Genomic DNA, 18647 nt, shown 5'->3' on the forward strand with positions numbered 1-18647 from the left:
TTTAAAGCTGAAAGGAGCTCGAGCATCATGGCAGAAGTGGCTACAAGCAACACACAGAGTGTTTCTGACGTTCCGCGCAGAAAAGCAAAAGATTTTCACAACATTAGTACCGGCTGGAACGTAGTTTTGAATATTATCGCAGGGCTGTTTGCCTTTATCTGCGTTTTTCCTTTCTTGTTCGTCTTGATCATTTCCTTTACGGATGAAAAGACGCTGGCTACCGACGGCTACCGCCTGTTCCCGGCCAAATGGAGCTTTGATGCCTACCGGTTCGTCTTCCAGACCGGAGACGCGCTGCTTCGTTCCTACGGGGTGACGATTCTGGTTACCGTACTGGGCACCATCATCAGTTTGGTGCTGATCTCGCTTTACGCGTATGCTATTTCTCGGACCAGCTTCCGCTACCGGAGATTTTTCTCCATCTTCGCTATCGTTACCATGCTCTTTAACGGCGGGATGATTCCGACTTACATGGTCGTATCCCAGCTGCTGCATATGAAAGATACACTTTGGGCGCTGGTGCTTCCACTGGCGATGAACGCCTTCTACATCATGATTCTCAGAACGTTTTACAGCACAAGCGTACCGGAAGCGATTATCGAATCCGGACGGATCGACGGTGCGGGCGACTTCTACATCTTCCTGCGCATCGTGCTTCCTCTGTCCCTGCCGGGTCTGGCAACCATTGGATTGTTCAGTACCCTTGGCTACTGGAACGACTGGTTTAACGCCCTGCTGTACATCGATAATCCAAACCTGGTTCCTCTCCAGTCCATGCTGATGCGGATCGAAAACAGTATCCAGTTCCTGCAGCAGAACTCGCAGAACAGCTCGCTGAGCATGCAGGCTTTGTCCTCCATCCCGCAGGATACGTCCCGTATGGCGATGGTTGTGCTCGCAACGCTGCCTATTATTTTTGCATACCCGTTCTTCCAGCGTTATTTCGTGCAAGGTTTGACTGTAGGCGCGGTTAAGGAATAAGGATAATTTCTATGTTCGCTGATACGACAAACGTCAACTCATAACTTCACCATAGAGAGAAATTGGAGGGGGGAGGCTACGCATGCTGAAATATAAAGACGCTGCTTTGCCCGCTGCAGAGCGGGCGGAGCATCTGCTAAGCCTGATGAACGTGGAAGAAAAGGTTGGCCAGCTTGTCCAGCCTTTTGGCTGGCAGACCTATGAGAACAACGGCGGCACGATTACACTCACCGAAGATTTTAAAGAGCAGGTCCGAAATGGCGGAGTCGGCTCCCTGTACGGGGTACTGCGCGCCGACCCATGGACCGGCGTTACGCTGGAGAGCGGCTTGTCGGCCAAAGAGGGAGCCGAAGCCGTCAATCAGATTCAGCGTTATGCTGTTGAGAACTCCCGGCTCGGGATTCCGATCCTGATCGGGGAGGAATGCTCGCACGGGCATATGGCCATCGACGGGACCGTGTTCCCGGTTCCGCTGCTGCTCGGCAGCACCTGGAACGTGGATTTGTACCGCGAAATGTGCCGGGCGGTGGCGGCGGAGACCCGCGCCCAAGGCGGCGCGGTCACTTATTCGCCGGTGCTCGACGTCGTCCGTGACCCCCGCTGGGGCCGGACGGAGGAATGTTTCGCCGAAGATCCTTACCTGATCGGCGAATTTGCGGCAGCCTCCGTGCAGGGGCTGCAGGGCGAAAGCCTTGCCAGCGACAGCAGCGTGGCTGCGACGCTGAAGCATTTCGTCGGCTACGGCAGCTCGGAGGGCGGACGCAATGCCGGTCCGGTTCACATGGGCTGGCGCGAGCTGCTTGAGGTGGACTTATACCCGTTCAAGAAGGCGGTGGAGGCCGGAGCTGCATCCATCATGCCGGCTTACAACGAAATCGACGGGGTGCCGTGCACAGTTAATACAGAGCTGCTTGACGGCGTGCTTCGCAAGCAGTGGGGGTTTGACGGCATGGTTATCACCGACTGCGGCGCCATCGACATGCTGGCTGCGGGCCATGACGTGGCTGAGGACGGCTTGGACGCATCCGTTCAGGCGATTGAAGCGGGCATCGACATGGAAATGTCCGGCGCCATGTTCGGCAGCTATCTGCTTCAGGCGGCCCGCGAAGGCAAGCTGGCGGAAGAAGTGCTGGACCGCGCCGTGCTTCGTGTGCTTACTCTTAAATTCAAATTAGGTTTGTTCGAGAAACCTTACGCCGATCCGCAGCGGGCCGAGCGGGTGATCGGCAGTGCAGAGCATAAAGCTTTGGCACAGCGGCTGGCGGAGGAAGGCATTATTCTTTTGAAAAATGAAAATCAAACTTTGCCGCTTGCCCCCGGCAGCGGCAAAATTGCTGTGATCGGACCCAACGCCGATCAAGGTTATAACCAGCTCGGCGATTACACCTCGCCGCAGCCTTCCGAAAAAGTTGCTACCGTTTTAAAAGGAATTCAGGCCAGATTGCAGAATGAAAATAGACACGTGTTATATGCGCCGGGATGCCGGATTAAAGGCGATTCCAGAGAAGGCTTTGAGACCGCTTTGGCCTGTGCCGAAGAAGCAGAAACGGTCATTCTGGTCATGGGCGGCTCAAGCGCCCGCGACTTTGGTGAAGGCACCATCGACCTGAAGACCGGGGCGTCCAAAGTGACGGACGACTCCTGGAACGATATGGAGTGCGGCGAAGGCATCGACCGCATGACTCTTGGCCTGGCAGGTGTCCAGCTGGAGCTCATGCAGGAGATCCGCAAGCTCGGCAAACGGCTGATCGTCGTCTACATCAACGGCCGACCGATTGCCGAGCCTTGGGTAGACGAGCATGCCGACGCCATACTGGAGGCCTGGTATCCTGGACAGGAGGGCGGACACGCGATTGCCCGCATTTTGTTCGGCGATGTCAACCCGTCCGGTCGTCTGACGATCTCCATTCCGAAGCATGTGGGCCAGCTGCCGGTTTATTACAACGGTAAACGTTCCCGCGGCAAACGGTACCTGGAGGAGGACTCCAAACCGCGTTACCCGTTCGGATACGGACTGAGCTACACTACCTTTGCTTATGACAACCTGCGAATCAGCCGGACCTCCATGACGGTGGAAGAATCCGCGCTTGTCACCGTGGATGTGACCAATACGGGAGGCATGGCCGGTTCGGAAGTCGTGCAGCTGTACATCTCCGATGCCGTCAGCGCCGTCAGCCGTCCTTTCATGGAACTGAAAGGTTTTGCCAAAGTGGCTCTGGAGCCCGGCGAAACCAAGACGGTGAGCTTTGAGATCGGGGTAGAGCAGCTGCAGTATATCGGCCGCAATCTGAAGCCGGAGGTTGAACCTGGACAATTCCGCATCCATGTCGGAAGACACGTAAATGACACGGTTAGCTGCGAGTTAACCGTTCGGGAGGCTGAATAATGGAACGCATCAGACGTTTTATCCGCGAGCTGGCAGACCGCCAGTGGCTGGAGCAACAGGAGCTTCGCAGCTGGAGCATTACGAAATCGTATTACAAGCTGCCGGGGGAATATGAGAACTTTGCGCCTTATCCGGAAGGAGAAGGACTAGACTTTTTCCCGAGCAAGCAGGGTACAACCTATTTCTTCAGAACAACGCTGGAGGTTCCGGCCGAATGGCGGAAGGAGCCTTACGGCCTTGTGTTTGCTTCCGGAGGGGAAGGACTGCTCCGCGTTAACGGCGCGTCTTTCCAGGGACTGGACCGCAATCACACTTATGTGACGCTTGATCCCGCTAAAGTGGGTGAAGCTCCCGAGCTGGAGATCGAGCTGTTTGATCCGGTGCCCGAGCCCGTGGACCCGCTGAACCGGCAGGCCGTTATTCAGCCGCCGATTACCTCGGTCACAAGCCTGCTTGTACGGCCTAACCAGGCTGTGCGGAGCTTGATGTATACCGCCACGGTGGTCCGCGATTCCCTTGTCCTGCTGTCCGCAGACGATTTCCGCGGCGTCCGCCTGAAAGAGGCGTTGTACCGGGCGATGGACCGGTTTGTGAATTTGGATGAATCAGCCGTGCGCGAAGGCGCTGCGGTTGCTGAAATAGAAGAGAAGCTGAAGCAGGAGGTTCAAGAGATAGGCGGCAATGCCGAAGGTCTTGAGCATATGGTCGGACAGTCGCATATCGACATCGCCTGGCTGTGGCCGGTGCGCGAGACGGTCCGCAAGACGAGCCGCACCTTCTCGACCGTGGACCGGCTGATGGACGAATATCCGGAATACCGGTATTCCCAAAGCCAGCCGCTGCTGTTCGCCTTCCTGAAAGAGAACGATCCCGAGCTGTTCGAACGGGTTAAGAAACGGATTGCGGAAGGGCGCTGGGAGCTGGTTGGCGGCATGTGGGTCGAACCCGACCTCAACCTGCCGAGCGGCGAATCGCTGATCCGGCAGATGCTGTACGGCCAGCGTTTCTACCAGCAGGAGTTCGGCCAAACGTCGAACATCGAGTGGCTGCCGGATACCTTCGGCTACTGCGCGTCCCTGCCGCAAATTCTGAAGCATGGCAAAGTGGATTATTTCATGACCACAAAGCTGGGCTGGAACGATACCAACGTGTTCCCTTACGACCTGTTCCATTGGGTCGGCATCGACGGCACGCCTATGCTCTCCTACTTGAATCATGGGGTTAACGAACATACAACGCCGAAGGATATTCGCGACCACTGGCAATCCTACCGGGAAAAAGCCGTCCACAACGAGCAGATGCTGCTCTACGGACACGGCGACGGAGGCGGCGGGGTCACTCGCGAGATGCTGGAATACTTGGACCGCTCCAAGCTGATGGTCGGCCAGCCAGCCAGCCGCTACAGCACGGCCAAGGAATTCTTTGAAGGCATCAGCGCGGCGAATCCGGAGCTGCCGGCCTGGCACGGCGATTTGTATCTGGAGCTGCACCGCGGCACGTACACGACCCACGCCCGCAACAAACGCAGCAACCGCAAAGCCGAGGTGCTGTACCGCGAAGCGGAGCTGTGGAACGAGCTGGCCCGCCCGGCGCAGCAGGCCGCTGCCCGTGAGCAGGCTTTAAACAGCCTGCATGAAGGCTGGAAGCTGATTTTGCTGAACCAGTTCCATGACATTATCCCGGGTTCGGCGATTACCGAAAGCTACGAAACCTCGGATAAAGAATATGTGGAAGTGTTTGAAAAAGGACAAGCCGGTCTGCAGGAAGGCCTTACGGCCCTCGCTTCCGGCATCGACACGTCCAAGCAGGCCGAAGGCACGCCTTACGCCGTGTTCAACAGCTTTGGCTGGAGTCGCAGTGCGGCGGTTCGCGTTGAGCTTGCAGAGCTGGAAGCCGCCACCGGCGCGTCCGGCTATGCCGTTTGCGACGAATCCGGCCAGCCGCTGGTGGCCGACCGCGACGAAGGCGGCTTGACCGTCTACGTTCCGGACGTGCCGGCCTTCGGCTACAAAACCTTCTGGGTGAAGGCTGCCAATCCGGCATCGGCTCAGACAGCTGCAGCCGGACGGGCCCAAACCGCACGTCCTTCCGAGCTGAACGATACTTGGGAGACGGATTTCTACTCCGTACGCTTTAACGGACGCGGTGAAATCATAAGCCTGTTCGACAAACAGGCCGGGCGTGAAATCGTCAAGCCGGGCGAAGCGGCCAACCGCTTCCATTTCTTCCATGACCGTCCGACGCTTTGGGACGCCTGGGATATCGACACCCGCTACGAGAAGCAGCGGGCCGGCGAAGCCGAGCTGCTGGAGAAACGCCTCGTCCTGGCGGGGCAAACGAAAGACGTGCTCCGGTTCCGCTGGAGAATTGGAAATTCCGAGATTACGCAGGACGTCATCTTTTACCATCAGAACCGCCGGATCGACTTCAAAACCCATGTGAGCTGGAACGAAGCGCACAAGCTGCTGAAGGTTGGTTTCCCGGTAGACGTGCTGACCGAAAAAGCAACCTACGAAATTCCGTTCGGATCGCTCGAACGCGTAACGCACCGGAATACAAGCTGGGAGCAGGCGCAATACGAGGTTTGCGGACACCGCTTCGTCGATGTTTCTGAATTCGGCTACGGCGTGTCCCTGCTGAACGACTGCAAATATGGTTATGACGTGCAGGGCAGCACGATTCGTTTGTCGCTGCTGCGCGCGCCGAAATGGCCGGATGTCCAGGCCGACCTTGGGGAGCACGACTTCACGTATTCGCTGCTTCCGCATGAGGGCGACTGGCGCACCAGCCATATCGTCCGCCATGCCGCCGAGCTGAACCTGGACATGCCTGTGCTTCAGCTTGAAGCCGGTAAAGCTGGTTCCCGTCCTTCTGCCGGATCGCTGATTGCTTTCGAAAGCACCCATGTGGTGCTGGATACGGTCAAAGCGGCGGAAGACGGAAACGGCACGATCCTGCGGTTCTACGAATCCTCCGGCGGACGCGAACAGGTCAGTGTGCAAGGGCCGCCGGCTTCCGGCAGCAGGAAGGCTTACCTGTCCAACGCACTGGAAGAGCAGGTGGAAGAGCTGCCAACGGAAGACGGGAAAATTTCGCTTTCGTTTGCCCCTTACGAAATCAAAACCGTGCTGCTGAAATAACACGAACCATAGAGCATTAGAATCGACTGTAAATCGTGCAAGGAAATAGAGAGCAAGATAAAGGTTAAGCTTAAGCCGCAAGATTAGCTATGAAATAAGCATGCCCAGAAACGGAGGAGGCCGGCGAAGGCCGGTCCTTCCCTCATTTTTACAACTTTTTCAAAAGCAAAGGAGCGTATTTCACTTGGAACAATTCAGACTGCCTAAAATCCCGATGCCCAAGCTGGAGCTGCCGCAGGCCATCCAGGAAGTGATCCGCGAAGCGGAAGAGAAGCTGGCCCACCGGCCCAAGCTGCTTCAACTGTTTAAGAACTGTTTTCCGAACACGCTTGAAACGACTACAAAATTGATGGAAGACGGCACCACTTTCGTTATCACAGGCGATATCCCGGCTTCCTGGCTGCGCGACTCGGTCGAGCAGGTCATTCATTATGTGCCTTTTGCCAAAGAGGACAAAGACCTGCAGCGCATTATCAGCGGCCTGATCAAACGCCATGTGAATTACGTCCTGATCGACCCTTACGCAAATGCGTTTAACGAATCGGCCAACGACTGGCACTGGAACACGACGGACGTGACGGACATGTCCCCATGGGTTTGGGAGCGCAAATTCGAAATCGACTCGCTGTGTTTTGTGGTCCGCCTGGCTTACCAGTATTGGAAAGAAACCGAGCTGACGGATATTTTTGACGCGAACTTCAAGAAAGCGATCCGTACGATTGTCGATCTGTTCAAAACCGAGCAGCACCACTTTGAGAAATCCCCGTACCGCTTTACGCGCAACAACGGCATTTTGACCGATTCCCTGCGCAATAATGGCCTTGGCATGCCGGTTAACTACACGGGGATGATCTGGTCCGGTTTCCGTTCCAGCGATGATGCCTGCGATTTCCACTATAATGTACCGGGTAACATGTTTGCCGTTGTGGCTCTGCGCCAAATGCAGGAATTTGCCGAGTGGGTATTCCGCGACATGGATTTGCTGGCTGAGCTTAAAGAGCTGGAAATCGAAGTTAATCACGGCATCCAGCTGTACGGCATTTACCGCCATCCGGAATTCGGTCCGATTTACGCTTACGAGACCGACGGTTTCGGCAACTACTGCCTGATGGACGACGCCGGCACACCGGGCCTGATGTCGATTCCTTACCTGGGTTATACAACGGCGGACGATCCGATCTATCAAAATACAAGACGATTTGCGCTGAGCAAAGAGAATCCGTTCTATTACGAAGGCAAAGTGGCCAAAGGGATCGGCAGCCCGCATACGCCGGAAGATTATATCTGGCATATGGCGCTTTCCATGCAGGGCATTACGGCGCAAACAGCGGAAGAAAAGCTGGAAATGATCGCGATGCTGGAAGCGACCGACGCGGACACCGGCTTTATGCATGAAGGTTTCCATGCGGACGATCCAACGATTTTTACGAGAAAGTGGTTTGCCTGGTCGAACAGCCTGTTCTCCCAGCTTGTCTATAAAGCGATGAAGGACGGTTTGCTATGAGCATAAGCCGGAACATCGTCATTTTGTTTGATGCAGAGTTTCCTGCAGCCGGCTCTCTGCCGGCTCAGGGAGCTTTTGACGATTTTGAGGGCGTGCGGACGGTTACGGCCGAAGGTTTGGCTGAAGCGCTGCGCGGATTGGATAACGGATGTTTCGTGAACCTGCATGCGCCGTATTTCCCGAAAGCGGCCTGGACGGAGATCGCAGCTTTCCTGCACAGAGGCGGAAGCCTGATCAACGCGGGCGGCGCGCCGTTTAAGCAGGCTGTCCGCAGGGAGCAGGGGCAGTGGGCAGCCGAACAGCCGCAAACGGCTTACCATCAGGAGCTGTACATTCATGAGGCGCTGCCGGTGGACGGCTCTAAGATCACAGCTTTGCAAGCTTTAGACACGGTGCCCGTGCTGGCAGGGTCCGAGTCCCTGTTTGAAGCGGCGGACAGCTGGAACCTGGTTCCGCATACGACGCGCAGCAGCGACCTGCCGGAGCAAATGGGCTCGGCAGGCCCGATGAGCACGCAGATTTATCCGCTGCTCAAAGGGATCAGCGCGGAAGGCCGCGAAGTTGCCGCTCCGGTCATTTTATGGGAGAACTCGCGGGTTACTTTCGCGGGCTCGCGCTGGATGTTTATCGGCCTGCCGCTGACCGCCTCCTTCTGGGAACAGGGCGGAGCCGGCAAACTGATCAGCTGGGCGGCGTTCTGCGCCAAAGGTGTAACCGAGCTGAGCCTGAAGCCGAATTATGCTTCCTATGCGCCGGGCGAGCCGGTTACGCTGACGCTGCAGACGCAAATTTTGCAGCGCGGCAATGAACGCAAGGCAGCGCCGGAGCTGTGGAGCTTCGAACTGAGCGTACGGCCGGAAGGCGGAGCTGAAGGCAGCGCAGAGGCAGAAGGCTGGAGCCACGGCTTTAAGGCTCCGGTGACCGGCGAGCAGAATTTTGTGCGCCTGCCGGTGCCGCTGACGATTCGCGCCGGCTTGTACCATGCGGAACTGCGCGCCGAAGGGCCGGATGGCGAAGTGCGTGTGCTGCGCCAGGGCTTCTGGGGCCGCGACGACGCTCTGCTGGCCGAAGGCACGCCGATTACGCGCAGCCGCGATTATTTTGTGAAGGACGGCCGGCCGCTGCCGGTTGTCGGCATGACTTATATGACCTCGGACGTAGCCCGGAAATTCCTGTTCCTGCCGAACGTTGACGTTTGGGACCGCGATATGGCCCAAATGGCGAAAGCCGGCATCAACTGGATCCGCACCGGCGTCTGGACGGCTTACCGCAATATCATGCAGGTAGACGGCCATGTGTCGGAGGAAGTGCTGCGGGCGATCGACGCCTTCTTCCTGACGGCGAAGCGCCACGGCCTCCAAGTGACGTTTACCTTCTTCTCCTTCACGCCGGAAACGTGGGAAGGGGTGAACCCTTACCTCGATCCGCAAAGCGTGGAAGCGCAAAAGCGGTTTATCCGCGCCATCGTCAGCCGCCATACGGCAACGACGCATGTGGATTGGGATTTGATCAACGAACCGTCGATGTTTGATCCGCCGCGCATCTTCTCGGACGGCCCGCGTTCCGCGCGTGATCCGTTTGAGCGCGAAGCTTTCGTGAAATGGCTGGAGCAGCGCCACGGCCGGATCGAAGACCTGCAGGCGGCCTGGAACATGTCACCGAAGCAGCTGCCGGACTTCGCTTCTGTTACGATTCCGGAGCCGGAGGAGATCAACTTCGACGTGCAGGATATGCACCGGGCCAAGAAGGGAACACGCTGGCTGGATTACTGCCTCTTCTCCATGGAGATGCACAATGTCTGGGCCAAGCAGCTTGTGGCGACTATTAAAGACCTGTGTCCGGATCATCTGGTGGTCGTAGGGCAGGACGAAGCGCTTGGCGCGCAGCGTCCGTCGCCGTTTTTCTATGAGGAAGCGGTGGACTATACGACTGTTCACTCCTGGTGGCTGAACGATTATCTGGTTTGGGACGGCGTGTTCGCGAAGACGCCAAACAAACCGAACCTGATCCAGGAGACCGGCATCATGTACGTGGAGACGCCGGACGGCCGAGCCAAACGGTCTGAAGCAGAGCTGCGGAACATTCTGGAGCGCAAATATGCTTATGCTTTCTCGACAGGCGGAGCAGGCGCGATTCATTGGATCTGGAACACCAACTTCTATATGGATAACGCCAATGAATCCCACATCGGCGCCCTGCGTGCGGATGGAACGGAGAAGCCGGAAGCCGACGTTTCTTACGACTTCGGACGGTTTATCGCCGCAGCCCGCGATTTGTTCACGGACCGCGAGCTTGAGGAGATTGCGGTGGTCTTCCCGTATTCGAACGACTTCTCCAACCGGAAGCTGGCGTTTGAATCGACGACCCGTACGATCCGGATTTTGACTTATGATTTGAAGCTGGCGAGCCGCGGGGCGTCCGAATACCATCTGGACGACCTCGCCGCTAATCCGCCGAAGCTGATCCTGCTGCCAAGCGCGCATAACCTGGACAGCGCGGCGCTGGAACGCCTGCTGGACATCGTCCGCGGCTCGGGCGCCACGCTTCTCGTCACGGGGCCGCTGGGCCTGGACGCTTACTGGCGTCCGACAGACCGCGCCGACGCCCTGCTGGGCGAACGCGTGCTTGGCAACGTCCGCCGCGAGGAAATGCTGGGCCTTGGCGGCAAAATGCTGCCGGTCTCCTACGGACACCGCCGCATTGCTGAAGTGGCGAAGGAAAGCTCCGCGGCCGCTTCCGCCGCAGCCATCGATGCCACCGAAGCCGCCAGCAAACGTGTGGACCGCGTAGTCGACTTGCCGCTCGGCAAGGGCCGTCTGATCTGGAGCCCGCTGCCGCTGGAGCTGAACGGACGGGATGAACCAATCGCTGAGCTGTACCGCTATGCCGTTGCGGCAGCGGAAGTGAAGCCGGACATGGAATGGCTGTCCGCCGGCGATCTGCCGGGCGTGTATGGACGCAAGCTTACGTTTGCAGGCGGCGGCCTGTTCGTCTTTGTCTCCGAGTTCGGCTGGGACGCCGACGTGAAGATCAAAGACGCGGCGACTGGCAAGATCTACAGCTTTACGCTGGAGAGCGACCGCAGCGTATTGTTTGCAACCGACGTTGAAGGCCGGATTACAGCCGTTTACCGCCCGGATGAAGTTGAAATCCGGACGGAGGCCTAAGCCCGCGAGCGAAGGCGTACAATCACGGCCGCTTAGGATTCTGCGACATCCGGGCGGCCCTTATGTCGGAATCTTATAATTGGTTCCCTGAACCGGTTGGGTTAGTATAGGAACAAGCAGCTTTGGAAGTTTTGCTATAGAGGAGGAGCAGTTATGAGCAAGAAAAAAGCCCATATCATTTCCCATACGCACTGGGACCGGGAATGGTATTTACCTTATGAGAAACACCACATGCGGCTGATCAGCCTGGTGGATTCCCTGCTGGACAAACTGGACGCGGGTACCGAGTTTAAAAGCTTTTACATGGATGGCCAAACCATCATCCTGGAGGATTATCTGCAGGTTCGTCCGGAGCAGCGCGAACGTCTGGAGAAACATATCAAGGACGGCCGGATCATCATCGGCCCTTGGTACATTTTGCAGGACGCCTTCCTGACCAGCAGCGAAGCGAATGTCCGGAATATGCAGGTGGGCCACCACGACGCCAAACGTTACGGCGTACCAGCTAAAGTCGGCTACTATCCGGATACGTTCGGCCTGACAGGCCAAACGCCGCAGCTGATGAAGCAGTCCGGCATTAACAACGTATTTTTTGGCCGCGGCGTGAAGCCGACTGGCTTCAACAACATGGTTTCGGACAGCGGCTACGAGTCTTCGTTCTCCGAGCTGATCTGGGAAGGGCCGGACGGCTCCAAGGTGCTCGGCATTTTGTTCGCGAACTGGTATTCCAACGGCAACGAGGTACCGGTGGACGAGCAGGAAGCGAAAGCTTACTGGGAGCGCAAGCTGGCCGACGCGGAGAAATACGCCTCCACCGGCGAGCTGCTGTTCATGAACGGCGTTGACCACCAGCCAGTGCAGCTGGACCTGCCTGAAGCGATCGAAACCGCGAAAAAGCTGTACCCGGAGGTGGAGTTCATCCACTCCAACTTCCCGGATTACATCGACGCTGTAGAACAAGCAGTTGACCGCGAGCTTTCCAGCGTTAGAGGCGAGCTGCGCAGCCAGCGCACCGACGGCTGGGGAACACTCGTTAATACCGCGTCTGCGCGGATTTACCTGAAACAAATGAATCAGAAGGGCCAAGCCCTGCTGGAAAAAGTCGCCGAGCCGCTGGCCTCCCTGGCCGACCTGCTGGGTAAACCTTACCCGCATCATACGTTTACTTATGCCTGGAAAACGCTGATGCAAAACCACCCGCACGACAGCATCTGCGGCTGCAGCGTTGATGAAGTGCACCGCGAAATGGTGACCCGCTTCGACAAAAGCCGTCACGTAACCGAAACGATTATCGACGACAGCAAACAGACGATTGCGGATGCGGTCGACACGACTGTGTTCAGCAAATACGGCGAAGATCCGGTACCTTTGGTAGCGTTCAACACCTCCGGCTGGGACCGCAGCGGCGTCATCTCCGTTGAGGTGGATGCAGCCCGTCTTTACTTCCGTGAAAATCTTGGCCTCGAAGAAACCACCCGCCGCATGAGCAGCGTCGATTTGTCCGGCCGAGTGCTGGTGGACGCCGAAGGCAACGTGATTCCTTGCACGGTGGAAGACCTGGGCCTGCTGTTCGGCTACGACCTGCCGGACGACAAATTCCGTCAGCCTTACAGCTGCCGCCGCGTGCGGCTTACGTTCGAAGCGGCTAACGTGCCTGCGCTCGGGCTTAAAACCTTTGCCTGGGTACGCAGCTCCGCAGCGGCATCTGCATCCGCATCTGCCAAAACTTCTCTGCTTGCGGGCAGCCGCACGCTGGAGAACGGCAAACTTAAAGTGGAGATTGCGGACAACGGCTCCTTCACTTTGACTGACAAACAAACCGGCCGCGTGTACCGCGATCTCGGCATTTACGAGAATGTCGGCGACATCGGCAACGAATACATGTTCCGCCAGCCGGACGGCGAAGAAGCGCTGACCACGCGCGGCTTGAAAGCCGACATTAACGTGATCGAGGATACGCCTTACCGCGCTTCCGTAGAAATCGTGCATCATTGGGAGATCCCGGCGTCGGCGGATGAGAAGCTGGACCAAGAACAGCGCGAGCTCATCTGGTATCCGAACCGTAAGGCGCAGCGCTCCAAAGAGCTGATTCCTTTTACGATCCGTACAATTGTTTCCTTGAGCAAAAACGGAAAAGGCGTTTCGATCGAAACTTCCTTTAACAACCAGGCTAAGGATCACCGTCTGCGGGCTTTGTTCCCAACGGATCTGCAGGCTGCGGTTCACAACGTCGATTCCATGTTTGAGATCGCCAAACGTGACACTGTTCCGGCCGAGGAATGGGAGAACCCAAGCAATACGCAGCATCAGCAGGCGTTTGTGGATGTCAGCGAAACGGGTGCCGGTTTGACTGTTGCCAACCTGGGACTTAACGAATACGAGGTTCTGCGCGACGGCCGCAACACGATTGCCGTAACGCTGCTTCGCGCTACGGGCGAGCTTGGCGACTGGGGCCTGTTCCCAACGCCGGAAGCGCAGTGCCTGGGTGAGCACACCGTTCACATGGAAGTCATTCCGCACAACGGTGACGGCATTCGTTCCGGGGCCTATGCCGAAGCGTACCAGTTCCAGATACCTTGGACGGCAGCCCAAACCGGCGTACACGCAGGCAGCGTAACGCCTGACTATGCGCCTCTGGCGTGGAACGGCCAAGAGCTGGCTTTCTCTTCCCTCAAAGTGAGCGAGGAATCCGGCGACCTGATGTTCCGCTGGTACAACATGGACAGCAGCAGTGCGGAATTGTCTTTTGCCTTCAAGCCAGTGAACGGCTCCTATTACAAGAGCAACATCCTGGAGGAGCAGGGTGAAGCGCTCCAGCCTGCGAACGACGGCAGCCTGACCCTTCCGGTTGGTCCTTGCGAGATTGTGACGGTAGGAGTTAGCAAATAAATAGGATGAGAAGCTGAAGTTATAACAGCTTTTAACCATAAGTGACCAGCCGCCAGATATCTACTGGCGGCTGGTTATTTTTTTGTCGAATTCTTTCCTAGGGAATCTCTACTTCGTAAATTCCTCTAAGTCCCTATCCGATAATATTCCATATTTTCGCTCAAGCTGGAGGGCTGTGGGATGAGGCGGCTAATGGTTCGGTCATGATTTGGCTTGGATACGTGGTCTTGTTTCTTGTCGGCCTCTTTTTTCTCGGAGAGTTCGCTTTCGCCGTGATTAAGGGGATAGCGGAGTTGTAAGGGGATTAAACGAAAATGATCCGCTCCAGGTTGGCGAACCGGTGGGCGGGTCAAGATCTGTTAACTCGATTTGTGTTGCCTGGATACCCGGAGTATTTCACCTGGTCACACGACTGTGGTAAAATCCAGAATACATATACGGACTGGCAACAAAGCAGAAACATCAAGACTACGGGTTCAAGAAAGGAGCTGATTCGCATGCCGCTCAAAGAAATTACCGAGCAGGAGCTGCTTCAAAGCCTGGACAGCAATCAGGAGCGCCAGGCGGTCCTGTTCTTCACCCCGATGTGTGGAACATGCCAGGTAGGCGAAAGAATGCTGGAGGTTGTGGAGGCTACAGGACGAAGCGTTCCCCTGTATAAGCTGAACATCAATTATGCGCCGAAGCTGCGGGAGCAGTGGAGAATCGAAAGTGTGCCGGGCGTGGCGGTCATGCAGGGCGGTGAGCTGCTGCATAAGGAGTATGCGATGCGTTCGGTGGATCATTTGTTTGAATATCTGCGGGAGGATAAGCTTTATCCGGTTTGATGAAAGGCGCCGGCAGGTTTAAAATATATTGTATTCATAGGCAGCAACTGTCCTGTACAATAGCAGGATTCATTGATCATAATTCCACTGGAAGGGAAGAATCGGACATGAATGTATTTGAAGCGATCCGCACACGTCGGAGCATTGGGAAAGTAACGGGGGAGGCCGTTTCCAAGGAATTGATCGAACGGATTCTGGAGGCGGGCACCTGGGCGCCGAACCACCGCCGGACAGAGCCTTGGCAATTTTTTGTGATGAGAGGGAAAGGACGCAATAAGCTGGCGAAGGCTTTGGCGGAAATCGCCAGACTCGAGGCCGGGGAAGTTAGTGCAGAACAGGCAGCGGAGCTGCTGACCAAAGCGGAAGAGAAAGTGAAACGGGCTCCGGTTATTATCGGCGTGGCCGTCCAGCCTTCCGATAAGCCTGGTGTAGTGGAGCTGGAAGAATATGCGGCGGTGGCCGCGGCTATCCAGAACATGCTGCTTGAAATCCATGGGCTGAACTTGGCCGCTGTATGGAGAACCGGCGAGCAGGCTTATCATCCGGTAATGAGCCAGACCTTCGGTCTTGGCGATAAAGGGAAAATGCTGGGATTCCTCTATATCGGCTACCCCGCTGTGAAAGAGCTCCCGGAGGGGAAACGCACGTCCTTTGCGGACAAAACGGTTTGGGTTGATCAGGCCTAACACCTGAAGGCCAAATTGGACAACAGCTTGAAACGCTTGGCAGCCTTGAAATGCGGGTAAAGATTTTTAGTATAGCTTCAAGAAGACTCTTTAGATAAACTATAACAGCAATGAATGACTGCCGAAAGAAGTGATTTCAAGTGAGTATGACTCCACTGGCTGGTATGCCCCCACCGGCTGCTGAACCTAAAACCAAACCCAGAATAGAAAGCCTGGACGTTTACCGCGCGATAGCTATTCTGGCCGTTGTCATCATTCATCTCACCTCGAATCCGGTTGTCCGGATGCAGCAGCTGCCGGGCAGCGGGCTGACGATATTTTATGAGTTCTGGAACCGGTTCAGCCAGTTTGCCGTCCCGGCTTTTATTTTTCTGAGCGGTCTGGTTCTCTTTTATAATTATGCCGACCCTGAGCGGCAGAAGCGCGGATGGGCGGCAGGATTTTACAAGAAACGGCTGCTGTACATCTTTGTGCCTTACGCGGTCTGGTCTTTAATCTATTTTCTGATGAAGCAGCGGGAGCAGGGGAATGATCCCCTTGCAGAATGCAAGACTTTCCTGATCGACCTGCTGACCGGCAACAACTATGAACACTTATATTATTTCGTGATCCTGATCCAGTTCTATGTGCTGTTTCCGCCGCTGCTGGCGGTGCTTCGTTATCGGGCGGCGGTGCGCTGGCTGATTCCATTCGCGATTTTGTTCCAAACCGTCTTTTATTTTCTGAATAACGAGGTACTGCACTGGACGTCAGGGGATGTTTTCGCCACCTATTTTCTGTTGTTTTCGCTGGGGGCCAGCTTTGGGATGAACTTGGAGCGGTCGATGGTTTCTGTGCGGAAGTGGGCTTGGCTGATCCTCTCCCTATTCGTAGTGAGCGGCCTCTGTTACGTGTTTGCCGGACGGCTGTATTATGATTGGGCTCCTGTGCTTTTGCCTTATAAAATGATTTTCAATTTCGCCATTTATTATCTATTTACGATTTGTGCAAGCCTTTCTTTGCTGCTGATTGCAAGGGGATTGTTCCTGATCGGGCAGAACGGCTGGCCCGTCCGGCTTCTATCAAGCTTCGGCGCGGCTTCGTTTGCCATCTTCCTGGTCCACCCGTTCCTGCTTCATTATTGGAGAATAGCCGTGGTGAACCGGTACGGCACTTATTATCATTATTTGACCTGGCTTGGCGGCGCGGTTGTGTTCCTGGTCTCCTGGGGGTTCTACCTGCTGCTGCGCAGATGGAAATGGAGCCCATACATGATTGGACGCTGATATCTGAAAAATAACAAGAGCACCCTTCCTGGATACCGGGCATGTGGGTGCTCTTTGTAGTTTAAGGCCCTGCGGTTGTATTGAGCAAAAGGTAAACGTCTGTTTACCCTTTAATCCGGTATACCCGCGCTTCATAAGGACGGAGCGGATCAGCGGCCTGGCCTTCGGCCGGATAGTTGCCGATGACGAGCGTTTTGCCGCTTGGATTCAGCTCCTTCGGCAGTTCAAATGAAGCCTGTTCCGCTGAAAAGTTCAGCAGCACCAGCCACTGCTCCTCATCCAGCGTGCGGGTGTAAGCATAGATCTGCTCGTTGTCCGGAAGAAGCGGTGTATATTCGCCGTAAGCCATAATCGGATTTTCCTTGCGGAGGGCGATCAGGCGTTTGTAATAATGGAAAATCGAATCTTTATCGGCCAGCGCCTGCTCGGCGTTGATCTCCTTATAATTCGGATTCACCTTAATCCATGGCGTTCCGGTCGTAAAGCCGGCATTCTCTTCGCTGCTCCATTGCATCGGCGTGCGGGCATTGTCACGGCCTTTGGCATGAATGGCTTTCAGAATCTTGTCGTGGTCTTCACCGCCGTCGACGACTTTCTCCTTATACATGTTATGGATCTCAATGTCCTTGTAGTCTTCCAGACTCTCGAAACGTACATTGGTCATGCCAAGCTCTTCACCCTGGTAGATATATGGGGTTCCTTTCAGGGTATGGAGAAGCGTAGCCAGCATTTTCGCGGATTGTACGCGGTATTCGCCGTCATTGCCGAAACGGGATACCATTCGCGGCTGGTCATGGTTGTTCAGGTAAAGACTGTTCCAGCCTTCCTCCGCCAGGCCCAGCTGCCATTTATCCAGCACTTCGCGCAGCCTTGGCAGCGTCCATTGGGCCACATCCCACTTGCCTCCGGGACCGGAATCCACGTCCATATGCTCAAACTGGAACACCATCTGCAGCTCTTCGCGGTCTTCCGCCGTATACTTTTTCGCTTCCTCTACAGTAACGCCCGGCATTTCGCCGACCGTCATGACCGGATATTTGGACAGCACCTCGCGGTTCATTTCGTGCAAATATTCATGGATTCGGGGACCGTTCATATAAAAAGGACTTCCATCGGCTAGTGGAGCCGTTCCGTTTGACGGCAAACCCTCGACCTTGGAGATCAGGTTGATGACGTCCATCCGGAAGCCGTCAACGCCTTTATCCAGCCAGAACTTCATCATGTCATAAACCGAAGAGCGCAGCTTCGGATTCTCCCAATTCAGATCCGGCTGCTTCCGGGAGAACAGGTGCAGATAATATTCGTCCGTGGCTTCATCATACTGCCAGGCTGAGCCGCTGAAGAAGGAAGCCCAGTTATTGGGCGGAGTCCCGTCCGGATTGCCTTTTCGCCAGATGTAATAATCGCGGTAGGGGTTATCTTTGGAAGAACGGGACTGGGCGAACCACAGATGTTCATCCGAGGAATGGTTCACGACCAGGTCCATCATCAGCTTGATGCCGCGGCTGTGCAGGCCCTCCAGCAGCTCTTCCCAGTCGGCCATCGTGCCGAATTCGTCCATAATATCGTAATAATCGCTGATATCGTAGCCGTTGTCGTCATTCGGGGATTTGTAGACCGGGGAGAGCCAGACAACGTCAATCCCCAGCTCCTTCAAATAATCCAGCTTGGATGTTATGCCCTTCAGATCGCCTACCCCGTCGCCGTTGCTGTCTTTAAAGCTGCGGGGATAGATTTGGTATACGACGGCTTCTTTCCAAAAAGTGCGTTTCATTCTGTAATTCCTCCTGTCCCGGATGTTT

10 protein-coding genes are annotated in these 18647 nt (G+C 55.9%); 9 read left to right on the top strand and 1 reads right to left on the bottom strand.

The window, feature by feature from the left end:
- Nucleotides 1-27: 27 nt before the first annotated feature.
- From AWM70_RS20770 to AWM70_RS20810, 9 genes are all read left to right on the top strand, one after another.
- Nucleotides 28-981: a carbohydrate ABC transporter permease gene (locus AWM70_RS20770; protein ID WP_068699646.1), complete on the top strand. Its 954-nt coding sequence runs from the start codon at nucleotides 28-30 to the stop codon at nucleotides 979-981.
- An 82-nt stretch (nucleotides 982-1063) separates the two neighbouring features.
- Nucleotides 1064-3367: a glycoside hydrolase family 3 N-terminal domain-containing protein gene (locus tag AWM70_RS20775; RefSeq protein WP_068699648.1), complete on the top strand. Its 2304-nt coding sequence runs from the start codon at nucleotides 1064-1066 to the stop codon at nucleotides 3365-3367.
- Entirely contained in the window at nucleotides 3367-6507 is a 3141-nt protein-coding gene (locus tag AWM70_RS20780; RefSeq protein ID WP_068699650.1) for an alpha-mannosidase, read from the top strand. The genes AWM70_RS20775 and AWM70_RS20780 overlap by 1 nt, the downstream gene beginning before the upstream one ends.
- Before the next feature lie 184 nt (nucleotides 6508-6691).
- On the top strand, nucleotides 6692-8011 hold the full coding sequence (locus AWM70_RS20785) for a glycoside hydrolase family 125 protein (RefSeq protein WP_068699652.1): 1320 nt from the start codon (nucleotides 6692-6694) through the stop codon (nucleotides 8009-8011).
- Nucleotides 8008-11178 carry an alpha-amylase family protein gene (locus tag AWM70_RS20790; RefSeq protein ID WP_068699655.1) on the top strand — a complete coding sequence of 1057 codons (3171 nt, stop codon included), beginning with the start codon at nucleotides 8008-8010 and terminating at the stop codon, nucleotides 11176-11178. The genes AWM70_RS20785 and AWM70_RS20790 overlap by 4 nt, the downstream gene beginning before the upstream one ends.
- A 153-nt stretch (nucleotides 11179-11331) precedes the next feature.
- A complete protein-coding gene (locus tag AWM70_RS20795; protein ID WP_068699657.1) occupies nucleotides 11332-14067 on the top strand; it encodes an alpha-mannosidase in 2736 nt (911 codons plus the stop codon).
- Nucleotides 14068-14564: 497 nt separating this feature from the next.
- Nucleotides 14565-14894 (top strand): thioredoxin family protein, encoded by a 330-nt coding sequence (locus AWM70_RS20800; RefSeq protein ID WP_068699659.1) that lies wholly within the window; start codon nucleotides 14565-14567, stop codon nucleotides 14892-14894.
- A gap of 107 nt (nucleotides 14895-15001) precedes the next feature.
- Nucleotides 15002-15580 carry a nitroreductase family protein gene (locus AWM70_RS20805; protein ID WP_068699661.1) on the top strand — a complete coding sequence of 193 codons (579 nt, stop codon included), beginning with the start codon at nucleotides 15002-15004 and terminating at the stop codon, nucleotides 15578-15580.
- Nucleotides 15581-15726: 146 nt separating this feature from the next.
- On the top strand, nucleotides 15727-16845 hold the full coding sequence (locus AWM70_RS20810; protein ID WP_083180463.1) for an acyltransferase: 1119 nt from the start codon (nucleotides 15727-15729) through the stop codon (nucleotides 16843-16845).
- A gap of 103 nt (nucleotides 16846-16948) precedes the next feature.
- Here AWM70_RS20810 and AWM70_RS20815 read toward each other — a convergent pair whose 3' ends face one another.
- On the bottom strand, nucleotides 16949-18619 hold the full coding sequence (locus tag AWM70_RS20815) for a glycoside hydrolase family 13 protein (RefSeq protein ID WP_068699665.1): 1671 nt from the start codon (nucleotides 18617-18619) through the stop codon (nucleotides 16949-16951).
- Nucleotides 18620-18647: the final 28 nt, after the last annotated feature.

The sequence above is a fragment of the Paenibacillus yonginensis genome, assembly GCF_001685395.1.
In the GTDB taxonomy this organism is placed as follows: domain Bacteria; phylum Bacillota; class Bacilli; order Paenibacillales; family Paenibacillaceae; genus Fontibacillus; species Fontibacillus yonginensis.

What these genes read in the sequence shown, in the direction of transcription:
- AWM70_RS20780 (WP_068699650.1), top strand. Translation starts at nt 3,367, where the DNA reads ATGGAACGCATCAGACGTTTTATCCGCGAGCTGGCAGACCGCCAGTGG.
- AWM70_RS20800 (WP_068699659.1), top strand. Translation starts at nt 14,565, where the DNA reads ATGCCGCTCAAAGAAATTACCGAGCAGGAGCTGCTTCAAAGCCTGGAC.
- AWM70_RS20815 (WP_068699665.1), bottom strand. Translation starts at nt 18,619, where the DNA reads ATGAAACGCACTTTTTGGAAAGAAGCCGTCGTATACCAAATCTATCCC.
- AWM70_RS20810 (WP_083180463.1), top strand. Translation starts at nt 15,727, where the DNA reads ATGACTCCACTGGCTGGTATGCCCCCACCGGCTGCTGAACCTAAAACC.
- AWM70_RS20775 (WP_068699648.1), top strand. Translation starts at nt 1,064, where the DNA reads ATGCTGAAATATAAAGACGCTGCTTTGCCCGCTGCAGAGCGGGCGGAG.
- AWM70_RS20770 (WP_068699646.1), top strand. Translation starts at nt 28, where the DNA reads ATGGCAGAAGTGGCTACAAGCAACACACAGAGTGTTTCTGACGTTCCG.
- AWM70_RS20805 (WP_068699661.1), top strand. Translation starts at nt 15,002, where the DNA reads ATGAATGTATTTGAAGCGATCCGCACACGTCGGAGCATTGGGAAAGTA.
- AWM70_RS20790 (WP_068699655.1), top strand. Translation starts at nt 8,008, where the DNA reads ATGAGCATAAGCCGGAACATCGTCATTTTGTTTGATGCAGAGTTTCCT.
- AWM70_RS20795 (WP_068699657.1), top strand. Translation starts at nt 11,332, where the DNA reads ATGAGCAAGAAAAAAGCCCATATCATTTCCCATACGCACTGGGACCGG.